The organism is Inquilinus sp. Marseille-Q2685 (assembly GCF_916619195.1).
Classification (GTDB): Bacteria; Pseudomonadota; Alphaproteobacteria; order DSM-16000; family Inquilinaceae; genus Inquilinus.
The window spans coordinates 387,409-406,128 of the sequence record NZ_CAKAKL010000003.1 but is presented as its reverse complement, the minus strand read 5'-3'; the positions used below and the strand labels follow the sequence as shown (position 1 = coordinate 406,128).

Sequence of the window (18,720 nt, the reverse complement as noted above, 5' to 3'; positions counted from 1 at the left end):
CGGGACGTGCGGACCTGGTGATCACCCCTCCCGGTCCCATTCGCTGTCTTCGGCCTCGCCGCGGGCCGGCGGCAGGACGGACCAGCCGTGCCGCGCCCAGCGGCCGTCGATCAGGGCCGCGAAGCCGTCGGGCCCCACCAGGCCGGCGCTGACCGCCACGCCCGGCGGCACATGCCGGGCGCCGGTGGTCCACCACAGGGCCCTGCCCCCGGCCAGCGCCGCGACGGCGGCAGGGGCGGCCGAGGCGATCGGAAGCTCGATCCAGGTGCCGACCCCGCCCCCGCGAACCGGAGCCGGAGGGGCCGACACACCGCGGACGACCGACCAGTGCGGCAGGTCGCGGCCGAACTCCGCCGGGTCGAAGCCATCGCCCAGGGCGTCGAGCGCCAGGGCCTCGGCGGCGGCGAACCAAGGGCCGCTGCCCGCCATCAGGCCGACCGGGTCGACCGGCCGCTCGATCTCCTGCCCCAGCATCAGCGGGAAGCAACGACCGACCGCGTCGACGCTCGGCATCAGCACGCCGATCAGCGTGAGCCGGCCGCAGGCGCCGGCGGGCAGGATGAAGCGCCACAGCGGCGCGACGAAGAACAGCTCGGCCCAGTCGGGGCCGACCGCGGCCTCGCCGGCCGCGAGCGCCTGCTGCAGCCAGGCATCCCAGCGGCCGACGGTCTCCGGCCGCAGCCCGGCGCCGACGAAATCGGCACGGGCCGGCACCTTGCCGTAGAAGCCGCAAGGCCGCCCGGCTGCGATCGCGGCCGCGATCCGGGCGTTTACAGATCCTGCGGGCATCGGAACTGCGACAGCAGCTTGCCGGACAGCGGGTTCATCACGCTGTCGGCCTGGAGAAGGAAGGTCGCCCAATGCGTGCCGGCCGTCAGCCGCAGTTGCAGCCGGTCGGAGCCGCCGAGACGTCGCGTGTCCGCCTGGTCCAGCAGGCGGAACAGGCCCCAGGCGCCGGTGCGGGACAGGGTGGCGTCCTGACCACCGGTGAAGGTGACCGAGGCACCGCCGACGCCACCGGCCGCCGGCCAGCGGAAATGCATCGCCGCGGACTGGCCCCGCCGGCTTTCCAGCCGCTGGCCGTCGATGTCGACCACCACCGTCTCGGTCGACGGATCGGTCTCGGCGACGGTCAGCACGAAGCCGACCGAAGGCTGCGCCCCGGCGTCCTGGAACATGCTGTCGCGGATCGCCGCCGCCCGCTCGAACTGCGCCAGGGTGCCGCGGTCGAGCCGGAAGTCGACATTCCCGGTCGGCCGCACCTTCCACGACCCTTCGGACATGTCGACGAAGGGGGCCAGGTTCTCGGCGAAGAAGCTGTCGATCGCGCCGTTGCGGCCGAACAGCCGGGCGAAGTCGCTGAGCGGGACGTCCTGGGCGGAGCCGGGGGTGAAGGGGTAACGCCCTTCGGTCGCCCGCTGGCACAGCGCGCCGGGGCCGCTGCTCCAGACGCTGGTCAGCTGGCGCTTGGCACCGGTGATCGACAGGTCCGAGCTGGTGCGGCTGACGCCAAGGATCCATTGCCGGATCGGCTCGGGCAGGTTGGATGCGCCGGCCTCGATCTGGCGGATCGCCACCGCCGCCTGGTCCCCCTTCTGCAGCGAGCCCGCGCCGCCCAGCCCCTGCATCTCGCTGAGCGAGCGGTACAGGCCGCCGAGATCGCGGATGGCGCTGTCGATCGGCGCCTGTGCGTCGGCCTGGCTGTTCGCCGGCACATCGACCAGCTGGTGCAGCGACTGGAAGTGGTCGTTCAGGTAGCGCCGGGCGATGGCCTCGGGCGTGTCCGCCGCCACCTGCGACCGGAACAGCGCCTCCAACTTGCTCGGCGGCGTCTTGCCCTGCTGGGCGGCGCCGTCGCCGGCCGACGCCGCGTCCTCGGGCGCCGGCGGCCGCTCCAGCTTCGTCTCCTGCGCCGCCGCGACCAGCAGCAGGCGGATCGGCGAGGTCGGCGCGGCCAGCGTGTTCAGGGTCCGCAGCGAATCGTCGACCGTCCGCATCGGCCGGATGGCGATGTCGCCGATCAGCTGGTCCCAGCGCAGCGCGAATTCCTGGGCGTAGAGCGCCGACGCCTCGCGCTGCAGCTTCAGGCTCGCCTCGCCCCCGGCCGGGGCTGCGGCGGCCTGTGGATCGAGCACCCAGCCATCGGCGGCGACAGCATCGGCCACCTGCGGCAGTTGCGGCAGGAAGACGTCGTAGAAGCCGGCGCTGGTGTAGATGCCGGGGATGCCGGCGCTGAGCGGCTGCCCCGACCGGCGGGTCAGCACGCCCTCGGCCACCGGCCCGGCATGATCCGCCAGGCGCCAGCTCGGCTCCCGCCCCGCCTCGGCGCTGGCCACCACGGTGTCGAGAACCCGGCGGGCGAGCGAGACGCCCTGCAGCCTGGCGCGGCTTTTCCCGATCAGCTCGCCGTTCAGCCCGATATTGGAGAGCGGGCCTTCCAGCAGGGCGTCGAGATGGCCGGCCAGCGCGCGGCGCAGCCCGGCATCGGCATCGCCGGGGAACTGCACGCCCCAGTCGAGCACCATCCAGTTGCGGACCACATCGCGCTGCAGCGGTCCCTGCTGTCCCAGCATCAGATAGACCTTCAGCGCCTCGTAGAGGAATGCGGGATCGTCCTGCCGTTCCGCCAGCACGGCCTCGAGCCGGAGGATCAGGCGCGGCAGCAGCAGGGTGTTGAGTGCATGGCGGTACGCCGCCCGCGTCTGCACACTAAGCTTGTCGCTCTGGTCGAGGCCGAAGCCGACGAGGCGGCCGGGCGCCGCATCGCCTTCGGCATAGCCCGTCGGGATCTCGCGCAGCTTCTGCAGCAGCGGCGCGACCGGCCGCAGGTCGGCGCTGTCGACCCGGTCGAGCTTCAGCGAGTTGGCCTCGGCGGCATAGCTGCTGGCGGTCAGCTGCACGGTTTCGATCAGGTCGACATTCCGGCTGTAGCTGATCGTCCACAGGATGCCGACGGCGGCCACCACCGCCACGATCCCGGCGTAGAGGCCGTATTGCAGCCGCCGCCGGCGCCGTTCGGCACGGGGGTCGGCGTTGACCAGCCCGGCTTCGGCGAAGACCACCTCGCGCAGCAGCCGGCTGATGAAGTAGCTGCGCTTTTGCCCGCCGAGCGTCGGGCGCGGCGGCCGGGCGACGTCGAAGGTCCGCGACATTGCCTCGACCACACGGTCGAGCGGCGTGCCGACCTGGGTTCCGCTGACGAAATAGACGCCCCGGAGCATGATCGGCTCCTCGAAGGAGTTCGGGGCGAAGGCCTCCTGCATGAACTGGTGGGTCAGGTGCTTCAGGCTGGCGACCTGCTGCGGGAAGCCGAACACCAGGGCGCGACGCTGGATGTCGCTCTCCTGCTGCATCCGCTCCAGCAGCCTCTCCCCGAGGCGGCCGACCAGCGCGTCGTATTCGGCCTCGTAGGCCTCCATCGGGCCGCCTTCGCGCTCGGGCTCATGCGCGAAGGTGAAACCCCAGACGGCCTCCCGTCCCTCGCGGCCGAGATCGTCGAAGAATTCGACGAAGCCGGCGAGCAGGTCGCTCTTGGTCAGCATCACGTAGACCGGCAGCCGCAGGCCGAGCTCGCGGTACAGCTCGAGCACACGCTGGCGGATGCGTGCGGCATGGTCGAGCCGCGCCTCCTCGGAGGTCGAGGTCAGCTCGCTGATGCCGATCGCCACCAGCACGCCGTTCAGGGGCTGGCGCCGCCGGTGGCGCCGCAACAGCCGCAGGAAGCCGAGCCATGCCGCCTTGTCCTGTTCGGCATCGCTGTCCTGGGTCATGTAGCGGCCGGCGGTGTCGATCAGCACCGCGTCGTCGGTGAACCACCAGTCGCAGTTGCGCGTGCCGCCGACCCCGCCGACCGCCTTGCGGCCGAACTTCTCCGCCAGCGGGAAGCTGAGGCCGGAGTTGACGATCGCGGTGGTCTTGCCCGACCCCGGCGGGCCGATCATCACGTACCACGGCAGCTGGTACAGCCAGCGCCGGCCGCTGGCCCCGGCGAAGCGGCGCCCCTTCAGCGTGGCCAGGGCCTCACGGAAGCGGCCGGAGATCGTCTCCAGCTCCCGGCCCGCGGCGGCGGCACCGTCCCGCCCACCGCCGCGCCGGGACTCTCCGGCGCCGGCCTCATCCGCCTGTCCGGTCCCGATCCCGGAGAGCGCGTTCGTGACCCGCGAGTGGATGAGGCTCTGGAAATGCGACTGGATGAGATAGGTGACGGTGTACCCGACCGGGATCAGCATCGACGCCAGAAGCTGGCTGCCGAAATTGTCGAGCGGCGCGAAGCCCGCGATCGAGATCATCGGTCCCAGCGTGAAGATCAGGGCACAGACGATCCCAGTGCCGAGGCCGACATACAGCCATTTCGACCCGAGCGCGTTCTTGATTGCCTGCATGGCCGTCCGTCCCCTCAACTGTTCGTCGTCTTGCTGATGATGATTTCGGTCCGGCGGTTCTGCTGGCGGCCCTCCGGCGTGTCGTTCGACGCCACCGGCTCGGTGCTGCCCCGGCCTTCTTCGCGCACCCGCCCGGGCTCGTTCATCTTCGACCTGATGATCTCGCCGACCGATTTGGCGCGGGCGACCGACAGGTGATAGTTCGACGGAAAGGCCAGCGACCGGATCGGCGTGGAGTCCGTGTGCCCGGTCAGCAGCACCGCCCCCGGCTGGTCGTTCAGCGCCTCGCCGATCCGCAGCAGCAGCGGCTCGAACTGGCTCTTCACCGTCGGGCTGGCGGAGTCGAACATGCCGGCGCCGCGGATGGTGACGACGATCTGCTGCGCGTCCTCGGCCACCGTGACCAGACCTTCGCGGATCTCGGGCTCGAGGAAGCGCCGCAGCCGGTCGCCGCGCATCACGATCACCGGCGGCGGCGCCACCCGAGCCAGGCTGACCGCGCCGGTCGGCGGCAGCGCGGCGAGGTCGTCGAAAGCCAGGTCGGACCGCGCGTTCAGCGCGAACAGCAGCCCGGCATAGAGCAGCAGCAGCAGCGCCGCGCCGGCCGCTCCGACCACCCAGGCCGGGACGATGCTGCGCAGCAGCTTGCGGGCGGCAGCCACCCCCCGCCAGTGGGGGGAGATGTCGCGCTCGAACTCGCCGCGGGCTGCCCGGATCAGGCGGTAGACATCCTCGCGCAGGACGCTGAGCTCGGAGGCGCCGCGGGCCGCGACCCGGAACCGGCCCTCGAAGCCCAGGCTCATGCAGTAGTAGAGCAGTTCCAGCAGGTCGACATTGACGCCCGGGTCCTTCTTCAGCTGCGTCAGCAGGTCGAAGAACCGGTCGCCGCCCCAGGTCTCGCTGAACAGCGATCCGACCATGCTGCGTGTGGTCCAGACGCTGCGGCTGCCCCAGGGCGTGTTCAGGACGATGTCGTCGATCGTGGCGCAGAGCGCGTATTTGCTGGCCTTGATCGCCCGCGGCGCCAGGCCGAGCGGGGTGACCCGGCGCTCGAAGGCGTCGATCTCACGCAACACCCGGAGGCGCAGTCCCTCGACATCGGCGTGGCTGGTGCTGTTCTTGAGCTGGGCGCAGAGACCGAGCAGCGCCGCCGCGGCCGCAACCAGCGGGCTGAGCCGGTCGAGCGCCAGCGCCTCCCAGAACCGCTCGGCGGGCGAGGCCGGCGACGGTGGTGGCGGCACCAGGGTCAGCCGCCCGCCCGGATTGGGACGGGCGGGGCCGCGCGGGATCAGGACGGTTTCCTCACTCGTCATCGCCATCCAGCCCTTTTCCTTGCGAGCGGACGCCGCCGGGCGTGTCCCTCTGCTCCGGTCGCCGCCGGCCGCTGTCCGTGCCGGCGCGATAGGCGCGCGCGAAGTCGTCGCCGAAGATGCGCAGCGCGTCGTTCTCGAGGCCGGAGACCACGTCGTCGAAGATCCGCCTGTACTCGTCCCAGCCCCGCGCCTTCCGGGTGCCGGGCCAGTGCCACCCGGCCTGCCCGACCGCCCGCTCGACCGAGGCCGGCGACAGGCGGTTGCAGACGCTGCGCAGCGCCTCCTGCAGCGCCGCCAGCATCGCGACCTCATGGGCCTTGATGTCGGAGAAGGCCTGCTCGACCGCCGCGTCGCCGCGGATGAAGCCCGGGATCTCGACGCAGAGGAGCGTGTGCATCGCCTCCTTCGCGCCCAGCGTGAACTTCAGCGGGTTGTTGCCGGAACGCTCGATCATCGTGCGCTCGAGGCCGAACTCCTGCTTCGCCAGCTGGCGGGCCGAAAGGATGCCGTGCAGACCGGCCACGGAATGCAGGAGCATTCGTCCCGCCCGATCCATCACCGCCGTGAGGTCGGCTGACGCGACATCCGCCGGCGATAGGCCGCAGGCGGCCAGGAAGGCCGTGACGGCGGCGCGGTGAGGATCGTCCCCCGGGCCGGTGGGCGGTTCCGCCACCGGCCGGGGCGGCGGATCCTGCCGCGCCTCCGGCTGCGGCGGCGGGGCCTCGGGAGGCTCGTCCGGCGGGCTGATGATGTCGACCCTGGTGAAGGCCGGCGCTGCCGCCGCAGACGGAGCCACGCCGAGCTCCGCCAGCAGGTCCCAGTCGTCGGGAATCGCCTCGACCCCGGATTTCGGCTGCACGAAGACGACGGCGTGCTCCGGCACGTGATCCGCATAGGCCGTCGGCTTGCGGATCGCAGCCCAGTCGTCCTCCGGCGGGTCCAGCGGCGCGCCGATGCCCGCCCCCGGCGCCGGCAGCAGGTCGCCGTCGATTCCGCCGAGCAGCGGCTCCTCGCGCCGGCCGGTCGTGCCACCCGGAATGCGGCCGTAAACGCCGCCGAGAGAGGGAGCCATCTGGACCGTGCCGAGGAAACTCAGTTCCTCCGCCGGAGGCGCGGTGCGCTCCGGCTCGTCGGCCTCGACCACGGCCGGCGCCGCGCCCGGCGCCGCGATGACGTCGATCCGATAGCTGCCGATCTGGATGACGTCGCCGGTCTTGAGCGTCACCGGCACCTCCCGCGGCAGCGCCTCCGCCTCGTCGTTCAGGAAGGTGCCGTTGCGGCTGCGGTCGATCAGGACGAAGCGGCCCTCCGCCGGCTCGATCGAGCAGTGATGCTTCGAGATGATCTGCTGCGCATCGCGCAGGACCAGGCCGTTATCGTCGGCCCGGCCGATGGTCAGCGCCGCCTCGGCCTCGACCAGGCCGTCGGATCCGACGGTCTCGGGCAAGCTGGAGTCTGGGCTGTCTACGCGGAGGACGAGGGCCATGGGGGACACCTGGTCGGTTGCGGGTTGCTACTGGCCACGGATGGCCCAGAGCGCCATTTCGAGGTTCGGGAAGTCGCCGGCGACGTGCAGCGCCAGGCCGCCGGAATGGCGCATGTCCTTCCAGAAGGGGCTCTGCTGATCGACCTCGAAATAGGTGACCCCGACATGGAAGGGGATCTGCCGCGGCGCTACCGGCAGCGGGTTGATGATGATCCCCGGCAGCGCGACGTTGACGAGCTCCTTGATCTTCTCGGCCGGGCCGATCTTGATCTGGCTCGGGAACTCGCGGCGCAGCCGGTCGACCTCGACATCGGCGCGGGCCGCCAGGACGAAGGTCGCGGTCGTGAACAGCGAGCGGTCGGCGACCTCGGCGATGTGGACGCCGTATTTGTGCTGCCGCAGCGGCACCGGCACCGCCGTCTGCTCCAGCACGGCGCTGAGGGAGGCCCGGATCGACTGGATCACCGGCCGGAAACTGAGTGCGAGATCCTCGTGCCTGTAGCCGCCGAAGGCCGGCGGCCGCTTCTCGGTCCGGGCATAGGTCGCCAGCTCGCCGGCGAGTTGGACCATCAGGCCGTACAGCGATTCCGGATGCACCACCGCGGCGCCGGAGAGATGGGAGAAATAGGGCTCGTAGCGGTTGACCGCCTGCAGCAGCAGGAAATCGGCGATCTCGGCCACGCCGCGCGTGCCCGACTGCGACACCCGGGCGGCCAAGGCCTCACCGCGATGATGCAGCAGGCCGGCGATCTCGGTGATGAAGTTGGCGAGGGTGCGGGAGCCGGCGCAGTCCATGGTCGGCGGGATATGGGTCTCGTCGAGCACGACCTGCCGGTCGGCCCGAACCTCGACCAGGCGCGCGATCGGCAGGCAGGAGAAGCCGGCCCGGTCCGCCCCGTCCGGCAGCAGCTGAAAACGCAGCCGCGCCACCTCGATCGAGGCGCCGTCGCGCTCGCCGGCATTGGTGTCGACCAGGTCCTGGTCCGCCACCGCGAAGCGGATCGGCACATCGGTCGCGGCGCGCCCGTCGGTCTCGACCGCCCCGGGCTGGTACAGCGGCACCGCCAGGTGGATCAGCGAATCTCGCAGATGTTCCGGCACTTCATAGGGGACCGGCTGATCGGCGTCGTCGGGGATGCTGAACGGCGTGCCGTCCTCCATGACGCCGCGGGCCGTCTCGATCGCGATCTTGCCGAGGCTGAGCAGCTCGCGGTTCAGTCGCAGCTCGGTGACGCCCCAGCCATAGCCGCGCAGGGCCGCCGTCCGGCTGCGGACAAGCTTTTCGACATAGCGGTCGTTCTGCTGGAAATGCTGCGGCCGGAGGAACAGCCCTTCCGACCAGACGACCCTGTTGTCCCAAGACATCCTGCGCTCCGCTTCATCCGAGGCCGCCCGGGCGTGGGCCCGGGCCGGCGATCAGGAATGCGGACACTCTGAAGGGTTCGGGCGCCTCCCTCGCATGCGCAGTTGATATCCGATCATTCGGGATCGGGATGCGGCACACGCGCCGCAACATGCCCGCATATCAATCGCGCATGCAGTACGGCGCCGGGGCTTCGCTAAATTTCCGAAATCGAAGGATCGCCCCTCCCCCGGATCTTCTTGCCTTTACTGCCGGGGACTGAAGGCGGCGAGAGCCGGAAAGCCGTAGTGACGGACATGGTCATGCTCGACGCAGATCAACTGCTGCAACCGGTCAGCGATGGCGACGCGTGCGGAGAAGCCCTCGACTACGATCTGGGCTTCCTCGAGCTCGAGATGGCGTCGCAGGGCAAGCCGGGCCAGCAGATCGGCGACACCACCGCGGCCGACGAGCCCCCGGACTGGCGCGAGGTCTGGCGCCTGGGCCTCGAGCTGGCCGGCCGCAGCAAGGACCTGCGCATCGGCGTGCTGCTGACGCGCTCGGCCCTCAGCCAGTCCGGCTTCGCCGGCCTGCGCCAGGGGCTCGAGTTGCTCGCCGGCTATGTCGAGCAGTTCTGGCCGGACCTGCATCCGCGGCCGGATGCGGAGGATGGCGACGACCAGACCGTGCGCCTCAACACCCTGGCCAATCTCTGCGACCCGGCCGGGCTGATGGCGGAGATCCGCCAGGTCCCCCTTACGGCGTCGCGGCAGTTCGGCAGCTTCACGCTGCGCGACTGCATCGAGGCGCAGCGGTCCCAGCCCGGCGAGATCGACCCTGCCTCTGTCGAGCGCGCCTTCGGCGACACCGATCCCGGCCAGCTCGACCGGGCCGGCGCCGATCTCGACGGTGCCCTGGCCGCCGCGATCCGCCTGGATGCCGGCATCAAGCAGCGGGTCGACATCACCGAGGCCGTCCGCTTCGATCCGCTGATCGCTCTGCTGCGCCAAGGCAAGGAGCTGGTCGACGCCCACCGGCCCAGCGCCGCGCCGGCGGCCGAGATCCCCGAAGGCACAGCGCCCCCCACGGTCGTCCTGTCAGGCGAGATCCGCGACCGCAACGACGTCATCGGCATGCTCGACCGAATCTGCCGCTGGTACCGGACGAATGAGCCGGCCAGCCCGGTGCCGGCTCTGCTGGAACGAGCGAAGCGGCTGGTCTCCAAGGACTTCATGGCTCTGCTCCTGGAGCTCGCCCCCGAGGGCGCTGCCCACTACCGCTCGATCGCCGGCCTGGCGGCCGACGAGAGCCCCTGACGACCGGAGCCGCCCCAGACAAGGAGAATGAGAGATGGCAAAGGCGAGCAGTCAAAAATTCATCGCGCGCAACCGGGCGCCCCGGGTCCAGATCGAATACGACGTCGAGACCTACGGCTCCAACAAGAAGGTCCAGTTGCCCTTCGTCGTCGGCGTCATGTCCGACCTCGCCGGCAACCCGACCGAGCCGCTGCCCCCGGTGGCAGATCGCAAGATGATGGAGATCGACATCGACAATTTCGATGACCGGCTCCGGTCCCTGAAGCCGCGGGTGGCGCTGCGGGTGCCGAATCGGCTCACCGGCGAGGGCCAGTTGGCAGTCGATCTGACCTTCGAGAGCATGGAGGATTTCTCGCCGGCGGCGGTGGCCCGCAAGGTCGAGAGCCTGAACCGGCTGCTCGAGGCGCGGACACAACTGTCCAACCTCTTGACCTACATGGACGGCAAGAACGGCGCCGAGGAGCTGGTCGCCCGGTTGCTGGCCGACCCGGCGCTGCTCAGCGCCCTCGGCCGCGCGCCCAAACCCGAAGCCCCCGAGGAGAAGACGGACGCGCTTCCGTCCCCGGCCCCCGAGACGGAGGAGAACTGACCATGTCGTCCGCAGTCACCAGGACCGCCGAGGCGCAGGCCGCCCCGGCCACCACGGTCGATCCCGGCGATTTCGCCAGCCTGCTGCAGCGAGAGTTTCGGACTCGGTCGGACCAGGCCCAGGAGGCGGTGGAGACCGCCGTCCGCACCCTGGCCGAGCAGGCCCTGCGCAACACCTCGGTGATCAGCGACGATGTCGTCGACACCATCCAGTCGATCATCGCGTCGATCGACGAGAAGCTGTCGGCGCAGATCAACGAGGTCCTGCATCACGAGGACTTCCAGGCGCTGGAATCGGCCTGGCGCGGCCTGCATCATCTGGTCTTCAACACCGAGACCGACGAGACGCTGAAGATCCGCGTCTTCCCGATCTCGAAGAAGGAGCTGTCGCGCACGCTGCGCAAGTACAAGGGCATCGCCTGGGACCAGAGCCCGCTGTTCAAGAAGATCTACGAGGAAGAATACGGCCAGATCGGCGGCGAGCCCTATGGCTGCCTGATCGGCGACTATTACTTCGACCACACCCCGCCGGATGTCGAGCTGCTGTCGGCTGTGTCGCAGATCGCGGCGGCCAGCCATGCGCCGTTCATCTCCGCCGCGTCGCCGCATCTGCTGCAGATGGACTCCTGGCGCGAGCTGGCCAATCCACGCGACATCACCAAGATCTTTCTGACGCCGGAGCATGCGGCCTGGCGGTCCTTCCGCGACAGCGAGAATTCCCGCTACGTGGCGCTGACCATGCCGCGCACCCTGGGGCGCCTGCCGTATGGCGCCAAGACCAATCCGGTCGACGAGTTCGCCTTCGAGGAGGAATCGGACGGCGGCGACAGCGCCAAGTATCTCTGGACCAACGCCGCCTACGCCATGGGCGTGAACATCACACGCTCGTTCAAGCTGTATGGCTGGCTGTCGCGGATCCGCGGCGTCGAATCCGGCGGCCTGGTCGAGGACCTGCCGGTCCACACCTTCCCCAGCGACGACGGCGGCGTCGACCTGAAATGCCCGACCGAGATCGCCATCAGCGACCGGCGCGAGGCCGAGCTGTCCAAGAACGGCCTGCTGCCGCTGCTGCACCGGAAGAACACCGATCTCGGCGTCTTCATCGGTGCCCAGACCGTCAACAAGCCGGTCAAATACGAGGATCCGGACGCCTCGGCCAATGCCGAGCTGAGCGCCCGGCTGCCCTATATCTTCGCGACCTGCCGCTTCGCCCATTACCTGAAGTGCATGGTCCGCGACAAGATCGGCACCTTCAAGGAACGCCACGAGGTCGAGGAATGGCTCAACCAGTGGATCCAGGGCTACGTCCACCCGTCGCCCGAGCTGGGCAGCGAGGAGAGCAAGGCGCAGCAGCCGCTGTCCTCGGCCGAGGTCAAGGTCGAGGAGGTCGCGGACAACCCCGGCTACTACACCGCCCGCTTCTACCTGCGGCCGCATTACCAGCTTGAGGGCCTGACCATCTCGCTGCGGCTGGTGTCGCGCCTGCCGTCGGCCCGCAAGGACTGACAATCCGCCGATCCGCGGAAGGAGGTCGCATGCGGCACAGCTGATCGCCCCCGACAGACTCCAACCCCATTGCAAACCACCAGATGAAGGAAGACGAACATGGCGTTCGACGCGGTCATGGTGTTCACCCAGGCGTCCAAGGACGGCATCCAGCCCAAGGGCGAATCCCTCATTCTGAAGGACGGCATCACGCTGGCCGATGAATGGAGCTTCTCGCTCGAGAACAAGCTCAACATCGGCCCCCACACCAGCGGCGCCGGGTCCGGGAAGGCCGAGTTCGAGGTATTCACCGTCAAGAAGCAGGTGGATACGGCCTCTCCCCACCTCTACGTGGCGTGCGGCCGCGGCGCCCATTTCAGCAATGTCGACCTGAAGCTGTTCAAGGCGACGGGCTCCGGCACCGGCACGTCCGGCACCAACCTGTTCCTGCACTGGACCTTCAACATGCTGGCGGTCGAGAAGGTCGAGTGGTCCTACGCCGAGGAAGCGCCGGAGGAGACGGTCACCTTCCGGTTCGGCGCCTGCAAAGTCATCTACTACAAGCAGAACGACAAGGGTGCCCTGACCAAGCAGGGAGAGGGCATCTGGAACCAGATCGCCAACAGTACCGACTTCACCAAGCTCGTCGCCTGACGGCATCGCGACCGGCCGGCACCGGCCGGTCGCCCTTCCCCGACCATCCCCAGGTGAATCATGGCCCGAGCCGCCAAGCGGGACCTGGTCCAGCCGTCGCTTCTCGACCGGCTGACCGACGACCATCCACGCAGCACGACCGAAGCGCAGGACCGGCGCAGCTTCTCGGTGCGCCAGCTGCGGGAGGTGATCCTGCGCGACATCTCCTGGCTCTTGAACACCAACCAGCTGGCCGCGACCGTGGACCTTCAGCCCTATCCCCATGTCGCCGCTAGCACGCTGAACTACGGCATCTGGCCGCTGGGCGGGCATATCCGTGAAGGCGTCGACGCGAACGCCCTGCGGCAGGAGATTGTCGCCAGCCTGCACCGCTTCGAGCCCCGGCTCCTGCCCGACAGCCTGCGGGTGACGGCGATCGAGGACGGGCAGGATACCGGCTCGCTCCATTTCCGGATCGAGGCTGATCTGTGGGCCCATCCGGTGCCGCTGCGCATGGTGATGCGCACCGAGGTCGACCGCGAGCTCGACTTCGTCCGCGTCGTCGAGCTGGGCGCGGAGAACGGCTGATGGACCCCCGGCTGCTGCGCCTCTACAACGACGAGCTCGCCTATATGCGCGACATGGGGGCCGAGTTCGCCCGCGCCTTCCCCAAGGTCGCCGGCCGGCTCGGCATGGAGACGACCGAGGTCGCCGACCCCTATGTCGAGCGGCTGCTCGAAGGCTTCGCCTTCATGGCAGCGCGGGTTCAGCTGAAGCTGCAGTCGCGCTTCCCGGATTTCACCCAGCATCTGCTGGAGCTGGTCTATCCGCATTTCCTGCCGCCGGTGCCATCGATGGCGATCGTCCGGTTCGAGCCGGACCCGGAGGCCGGCCGGCTGGAGAACGGGTATCTGGTGCCGCGCGGGACCAAGCTCTTGAGCCAGCTCGCTCCCGGCGCCGTGACCCATTGCGAGTTCCGCACCGCCCACGACGTCCATCTCTGGCCGGTCGTGGTCAGCGGGGTCGACTACTACGCGACGCCGGGCCAGCTCTCGGCGCTGCACCTGCCCGGCCGGCAGGCGGTGAAAGCGGCGCTGCGCCTGCGGCTGCGGACGACCAACGGGCTGCCCTTCAACAAGCTGGCGTTGAGGGCGCTGACGCTGCATCTGACCGGCCCCGGCGGCATCGGCGCGACCCTGGCCGAGCAGCTGATCGCCGACACCCGAGCCATCGTCGCCCGGCCGCTGAGCCGGCCCGTGCCCTGGCAGGAAACGATCCCGCGGCAGGCGCTGCGGCAGGTCGGGCTGGAGCCGGGCTGGTCGCTGCTGCCGGAGGTCCCGCGCTCCTTCGACGGCTACCGGCTGCTGCAGGAATACTTCGCGCTCGCAGACCGGACGCTGTTCGTCGAGCTCGGCGGGATGGCCGATGCGATGGCGCTGTCGACCACCGAGGAGCTGGAGATCGTGTTCGCGCTGGGCCGCGCCGAGCCGCGGCTGGAGCGCCATCTCGGCCCGCAGAACATCGCCCTGTTCGCGACCCCGGCGGTCAACCTGTTCGAGCGCCAGGCCGACCGGATCCATGTCAGCGACAAGCATTACGAGCACCATGTGGTGGTCGACCGGATCCGGCCGCTCGACATCGAGCTGCACTCGATCCTGGAGATGAGCGGCGAGGGCGAGAGCAGCGACGCGGCGCCGGTGCCGTTCCTGCCCTTCTACAGCATCCAGGAGCACGGGCGGCGGGAGCAGCATTCCAGCTACTACACGGTGCGGCGTGAGCAGCGCCTGCTGTCCGAGCACCAGCGCGTGAACGGCACGCGGACGGGCTATATCGGCAGCGAGACCTTCGTCTCCCTGGTCGACCGCCACGCCGCCCCCTATTCCGCCGATCTGCGCCAGCTGTCGCTGCGCTGCCTGTGCTCGAACCGGGATCTGCCTCTGCTGCTGCCCATCGGCCGGGGCGAGACCGACTTCACGCTGGAGATCGGCGCCCCGGTGACCAGCGTCCGCTGCCTGTCGCTGCCGAGCCGGCCGCGGCCGTCCTTCGCCCATGGTGACGTTGCCTGGAAGCTGATCAGCCATCTGTCGCTGAACCACCTGTCGATCACCAATTCCGACCGGCCCGACCACCAGGGTGCCGAGGCGCTGCGGGAGTTGCTGCGCCTCTATGTCGATCCCGACGACGCCTCCGCCGCGCGGCAGATCGACGGCGTCCGGGACGTCCGGTCCAAGCCTGTGGTCCGGCGCCTGCCGGGCGGCGGGCAGGCCGCGGTGGCGCGCGGGATCGAGATCGGCGTCACCCTCGACGAGGCCGCCTTCGAAGGCGTCGGCATCTTCCCGCTGGCCTCAGTGCTGAACCAGTTTTTCGCGAAATACGTCTCCATCAACGGCTTCACCGAGATGGTGCTGTCGACCCTGCAGCGCGGGGAGGTGATGCGATGGCCGCCGATGATCGGCCGCCGGGCGGTGGTGTGATGCCGGACGCCCTCGACAACTTCCTCGACGCGGTCGCGGCCGAACCGCACGCCTTCGACGTCTTCCAGACGCTGCGGCGGATCGATGCCCTGTGCCCCGACCGCCCGAGGCTGGGGGAATCGAGCCGGCCGGACCAGGACCGGGTGCGGATCGGGCAACAGCCGGCGCTGGCCTTCCCGACCCGGCCGATCGCGGGCCTGACCGAGCCCGAGGAGGAGGATGGCCCCGCCCGGCTTGCCACCTATGTGTTCGGGCTGTTCGGGCCGAACGGTCCGCTGCCGCTGCACCTGACGGAATACGCCCATCTGCGGCAGCACAACGCCGCCGACGAGACGCTGGTCCGCTTCGCCGACATCTTCCACCACCGCATGGCCTCGCTGTTCTTCCGCGCCTGGGCGGAGAGCGAGCCGACGGTGAGCCACGACCGGCCGCAGCAGGACCGCTTCGCGCTGCAGCTCGGCGCCCTTGCCGGCTTCGGCATGGAGTCGCTGCAAGGCCGGGACGCCATGCCCGACCTGGCCAAGGTCCATTTCACCGGCCGGCTCGCCTCGCACACCCGCAACGCCGAGGGGCTGGGCGCCATCCTCGCCAGCTTCTTCGCGGCACCGGTCGAGATCCGCGAATTCGTGCCGAAATGGGTCCAGCTGCCGCGCGACGCGCTGTGCCTGCTGGGCCGCGACCCGGGCACCGGCACGCTGGGCAGCACCGCCACCGCCGGCGCCCAGATCCGGGTCTATCACCACCGGTTCCGCATCGTCATCGGCCCGCTCGACCTGGCCCAGTACGAGCGGCTGCTGCCCGGCGCCCCCGGCCTCGACAAGATGGCCCATGTCATCCGCAACTATCTCGGCGACGAGCTGGACTGGGAGGTCAACCTGGTCCTGCGCCGCGACGAGGTGCCGGCGGCCCGGCTGGGCCGCAGCGGCCGGCTCGGCTGGACCGGCTGGATGGGCAAGCGCCGCTCGCGCCGCCATGCCGACGACCTGACGACCACCCCCCCCTCCCGCCCCGACGGAAGCGGCATCCCCCGAAACAGCCTCGTGGAGTCCGTGATGACGGGCATCAGCCGCCGGAACCTGTTCAGCAAGCTGAACGCGCCCTGCTACGCCGCGATCGAGAGCGCCACCGCGTTCTGCAAGCTGCGCGGCAACGCCTATGTCGAGCTGGTCCACTGGCTGCACCAGTTGAACGAGGTCGCCGATTCCGATTTCGGGCGGATCCTGCGCAGCTTCGGCGTCGACCCCGGCATCCTGGCGCGCGACCTGACCCGCGCGCTGGACCGGCTGCCGCGGGGCGCCACCGCCGTCTCCGACCTGTCGCAGCATATCGAGGACGCGACGCAGGAGGCTTGGCTGGTCGCGACCCTGGCCTTTGGCGACGACCGCATCCGCTCCGGCCATCTGCTCTATGGCTGCCTGGCGAGCCGCCCTCTCAGCCAGGTCCTGCTCGCGATCTCCCCCGAATTCGGCAAGCTGGCGCTGGATCGGCTGCGCGACGGGTTCGAGGCGATCACCCGCGGCTCGCCCGAGGCCACGGCCGCGCAAGCGCCGGTGGAAGCGGCGGACGGGGCGACGCCCTCGGCGGCGTCCGGCGGGCGTGGCGGCGCCCTGGCGCGCTACACCGTGGACCTGACCGCGAGCGCCCGGGCCGGCAAGCTGGACCCGGTGATCGGCCGCGACCCCGAGATCCGGCAGATCATCGACGTGCTGATGCGGCGGCGGCAGAACAACCCGATCCTGACCGGCGAGGCCGGCGTCGGGAAGACCGCGATCGTCGAGGGCCTGGCGCTCAGGATCACGGCCGGCGAGGTGCCGGCGCCGCTGCGCGACGTCGCCCTGCACGCGCTCGACCTCGGCCTGGTGCAGGCGGGCGCCGGGGTGAAGGGCGAGTTCGAGCAGCGCCTGCGGGACGTCATCGCCGAGGTCCAGGCGGCGCCGCATCCGGTGATCCTGTTCATCGATGAGGCGCACACGCTGATCGGCGCCGGCGGCCAGGAAGGCACCGGCGACGCCGCCAACATGCTGAAGCCCGCCTTGGCCCGCGGCACGCTGCGGACCATCGGCGCCACCACCTGGGCCGAGTACAAGCGCTACATCGAGAAGGACCCGGCGCTGAGTCGGCGCTTCCAGGCCATCCCGGTGGCCGAGCCGGACGAGCCGGAGGCCGTCACCATGATGCGCCGCATGGTGCGGACGCTGGAGGCGCATCACGGCGTCGAGATCCTGGACGAGGCGGTGGAGGCCGCGGTCGCACTGTCGCGGCGCTACATCCCGGCCCGCCAGCTGCCGGACAAGTCGCTGAGCCTGCTGGACACCGCCTGCGCCCGCGTTGCCGTCAGCCGCCATGCCCGGCCCGACCGGCTGGAGCATGAGCGGCAGCGGATCGACGCCCTGACGCTGGAGTTGGAGATGCTCGGCCGCGAGGAGGCCGACGGCGGCGATGTCGGCGAGCGCCGGGCGGAGGTGGAAGAGGCGCTGGAGGAGGCGAGGCAGGAGGCGGCGCGGCTCGACGTCCGCTGGCAGGCCGAGCGCAGCCTGGTCGAGGAGATCCAGCGGGCCCGGGCCGCGCTCCGCGCCGATCGTAACGCCGATCCGGCCGAGTTGCGGCGGCTCGACGGCGAATGGCGCGAGATCCAGGAGGAGGCGCCGCTGGTGCTCGACCGGGTCGACCGCAACGCCGTGGCCGCCGTGGTGCAGGACTGGACCGGCATCCCGGTCGGCCGCCTGCTGAAGGACGAGGCCACCACCCTGCTCTCCCTCGCCGAGGCCCTGGGCCGGCGCGTCGTCGGCCAGGACCACGCCATGGAGGCGATCGCCCAGCGGGTGCAGACCAGCCGCGCCGGCCTGGACGATCCGGCCAAGCCGATCGGCGTCTTCCTGCTGTGCGGTCCGTCTGGCGTCGGCAAGACCGAGACGGCGCTGGCGCTGGCCGACACCCTGCTGGGCGGCGAGAGCAACCTGATCACGATCAACATGAGCGAATTCCAGGAGGCGCACACGGTCTCCTCGCTCAAGGGCGCCCCGCCGGGCTATGTCGGCTACGGCCAGGGCGGCGTGCTGACCGAGGCGGTGCGCCGGCGGCCGCATGCGGTGATCCTGCTCGACGAGATCGAGAAAGCGCATCCGGACGTCCACGAGATCTTCTTCCAGGTCTTCGACAAGGGCGTGATGGAGGATGGCGAGGGGCGGAAGATCGACTTCCGCAACACGCTGATCCTGCTGACCTCGAATGTCGGTGGCGAGCAGATCGCCAGGCTGTGCGCCGCCGAGGCGCGGCCGGAGCCGGAGGTGCTGGAGAGTGCGCTGCACCGGCCGCTGCGCGAGGTCTTCCCGCCGGCCCTGCTGGGCCGCATGACCGTCATCCCCTACTACGCGCTCAGCGACGGCATGCTGGACCGCATCGTGCGCCTGCGGCTGGAGCGGATCGCCGACCGCATGATGCAGGCGCACAAGGTGCCGCTGACCTTCGGCGACGATGTCGCCGAGACGGTCGCCGCCCGCGCGCGCCAGGTCGACACCGGCGGGCGGATGGTCGACGCCATCCTGACCGGCACGCTGCTGCCCACGATCAGCCGGCACATTCTTGCGGAGCAGCGCGAGGGCCGGCAGATCGGCCCGCTGCATCTCGACGTCGTAGACGGCGCATTCGCCCTGAACATCGCCGACCGCCTGGTCGCCGAACCCTCTCCAACCCTCGACTGA

General features: G+C 70.2%; 12 protein-coding genes. 7 read left to right on the top strand and 5 right to left on the bottom strand.

Annotated elements, in window-relative coordinates:
• Window positions 1-21: 21 nt before the first annotated feature.
• The 5 genes from tagF to tssK form a co-directional block, all read right to left on the bottom strand.
• A complete protein-coding gene (tagF, locus tag LG391_RS19680; protein ID WP_225769736.1) occupies window positions 22-789 on the bottom strand; it encodes a type VI secretion system-associated protein TagF in 768 nt (255 codons plus the stop codon).
• Window positions 771-4,382 (bottom strand): type VI secretion system membrane subunit TssM, encoded by a 3,612-nt coding sequence (gene tssM, locus LG391_RS19675; RefSeq protein WP_225769735.1) that lies wholly within the window; start codon window positions 4,380-4,382, stop codon window positions 771-773. The genes tagF and tssM overlap by 19 nt, the downstream gene beginning before the upstream one ends.
• Window positions 4,383-4,396: 14 nt before the next feature.
• On the bottom strand, window positions 4,397-5,701 hold the full coding sequence (gene icmH / locus LG391_RS19670; RefSeq protein WP_225769734.1) for a type IVB secretion system protein IcmH/DotU: 1,305 nt from the start codon (window positions 5,699-5,701) through the stop codon (window positions 4,397-4,399).
• Window positions 5,685-7,142 carry a type VI secretion system-associated FHA domain protein TagH gene (tagH, locus tag LG391_RS19665; protein ID WP_225769733.1) on the bottom strand — a complete coding sequence of 486 codons (1,458 nt, stop codon included), beginning with the start codon at window positions 7,140-7,142 and terminating at the stop codon, window positions 5,685-5,687. Before tagH ends, icmH begins: the two co-directional genes overlap by 17 nt.
• 66 nt (window positions 7,143-7,208) lie before the next feature.
• Window positions 7,209-8,546 (bottom strand): type VI secretion system baseplate subunit TssK, encoded by a 1,338-nt coding sequence (gene tssK / locus LG391_RS19660; RefSeq protein WP_225769732.1) that lies wholly within the window; start codon window positions 8,544-8,546, stop codon window positions 7,209-7,211.
• Window positions 8,547-8,846: 300 nt separating this feature from the next.
• Here tssK and tssA point away from each other — a divergent pair, with 300 nt between their 5' ends.
• The 7 genes from tssA to tssH all read left to right on the top strand — a co-directional run bounded on the left by tssA (window position 8,847) and on the right by tssH (window position 18,720).
• Window positions 8,847-9,839: a type VI secretion system protein TssA gene (tssA, locus tag LG391_RS19655; RefSeq protein WP_225769731.1), complete on the top strand. Its 993-nt coding sequence runs from the start codon at window positions 8,847-8,849 to the stop codon at window positions 9,837-9,839.
• Between the two features lie 34 nt (window positions 9,840-9,873).
• The gene (gene tssB, locus LG391_RS19650; protein ID WP_225769730.1) at window positions 9,874-10,428 is read left to right on the top strand and encodes a type VI secretion system contractile sheath small subunit; all 555 of its coding nucleotides are present in this window, start codon (window positions 9,874-9,876) and stop codon (window positions 10,426-10,428) included.
• A gap of 2 nt (window positions 10,429-10,430) precedes the next feature.
• Entirely contained in the window at window positions 10,431-11,933 is a 1,503-nt protein-coding gene (gene tssC, locus LG391_RS19645; RefSeq protein ID WP_225769729.1) for a type VI secretion system contractile sheath large subunit, read from the top strand.
• 99 nt (window positions 11,934-12,032) lie between these two features.
• Entirely contained in the window at window positions 12,033-12,566 is a 534-nt protein-coding gene (locus LG391_RS19640; protein ID WP_225769728.1) for a type VI secretion system tube protein Hcp, read from the top strand.
• 60 nt (window positions 12,567-12,626) lie between these two features.
• Window positions 12,627-13,133 carry a type VI secretion system baseplate subunit TssE gene (gene tssE / locus LG391_RS19635; protein WP_225769727.1) on the top strand — a complete coding sequence of 169 codons (507 nt, stop codon included), beginning with the start codon at window positions 12,627-12,629 and terminating at the stop codon, window positions 13,131-13,133.
• Complete coding sequence (gene tssF / locus LG391_RS19630) at window positions 13,133-15,019, top strand: type VI secretion system baseplate subunit TssF (RefSeq protein ID WP_225769726.1); 1,887 nt, start codon at window positions 13,133-13,135, stop codon at window positions 15,017-15,019. The genes tssE and tssF overlap by 1 nt, the downstream gene beginning before the upstream one ends.
• The gene (gene tssH / locus LG391_RS19625) at window positions 14,983-18,720 is read left to right on the top strand and encodes a type VI secretion system ATPase TssH (RefSeq protein WP_225769725.1); all 3,738 of its coding nucleotides are present in this window, start codon (window positions 14,983-14,985) and stop codon (window positions 18,718-18,720) included. Before tssF ends, tssH begins: the two co-directional genes overlap by 37 nt.

Excerpts from the sequence above, each read along its gene's own strand:
- tagF (WP_225769736.1), bottom strand. The coding sequence starts at position 789 with ATGCCCGCAGGATCTGTAAACGCCCGGATCGCGGCCGCGATCGCAGCC.
- tssM (WP_225769735.1), bottom strand. The coding sequence starts at position 4,382 with ATGCAGGCAATCAAGAACGCGCTCGGGTCGAAATGGCTGTATGTCGGC.
- icmH (WP_225769734.1), bottom strand. The coding sequence starts at position 5,701 with ATGGCGATGACGAGTGAGGAAACCGTCCTGATCCCGCGCGGCCCCGCC.
- tssK (WP_225769732.1), bottom strand. The coding sequence starts at position 8,546 with ATGTCTTGGGACAACAGGGTCGTCTGGTCGGAAGGGCTGTTCCTCCGG.
- tssA (WP_225769731.1), top strand. The coding sequence starts at position 8,847 with ATGCTCGACGCAGATCAACTGCTGCAACCGGTCAGCGATGGCGACGCG.
- tssB (WP_225769730.1), top strand. The coding sequence starts at position 9,874 with ATGGCAAAGGCGAGCAGTCAAAAATTCATCGCGCGCAACCGGGCGCCC.
- tssC (WP_225769729.1), top strand. The coding sequence starts at position 10,431 with ATGTCGTCCGCAGTCACCAGGACCGCCGAGGCGCAGGCCGCCCCGGCC.
- LG391_RS19640 (WP_225769728.1), top strand. The coding sequence starts at position 12,033 with ATGGCGTTCGACGCGGTCATGGTGTTCACCCAGGCGTCCAAGGACGGC.
- tssE (WP_225769727.1), top strand. The coding sequence starts at position 12,627 with ATGGCCCGAGCCGCCAAGCGGGACCTGGTCCAGCCGTCGCTTCTCGAC.
- tssF (WP_225769726.1), top strand. The coding sequence starts at position 13,133 with ATGGACCCCCGGCTGCTGCGCCTCTACAACGACGAGCTCGCCTATATG.
- tssH (WP_225769725.1), top strand. The coding sequence starts at position 14,983 with ATGGCCGCCGATGATCGGCCGCCGGGCGGTGGTGTGATGCCGGACGCC.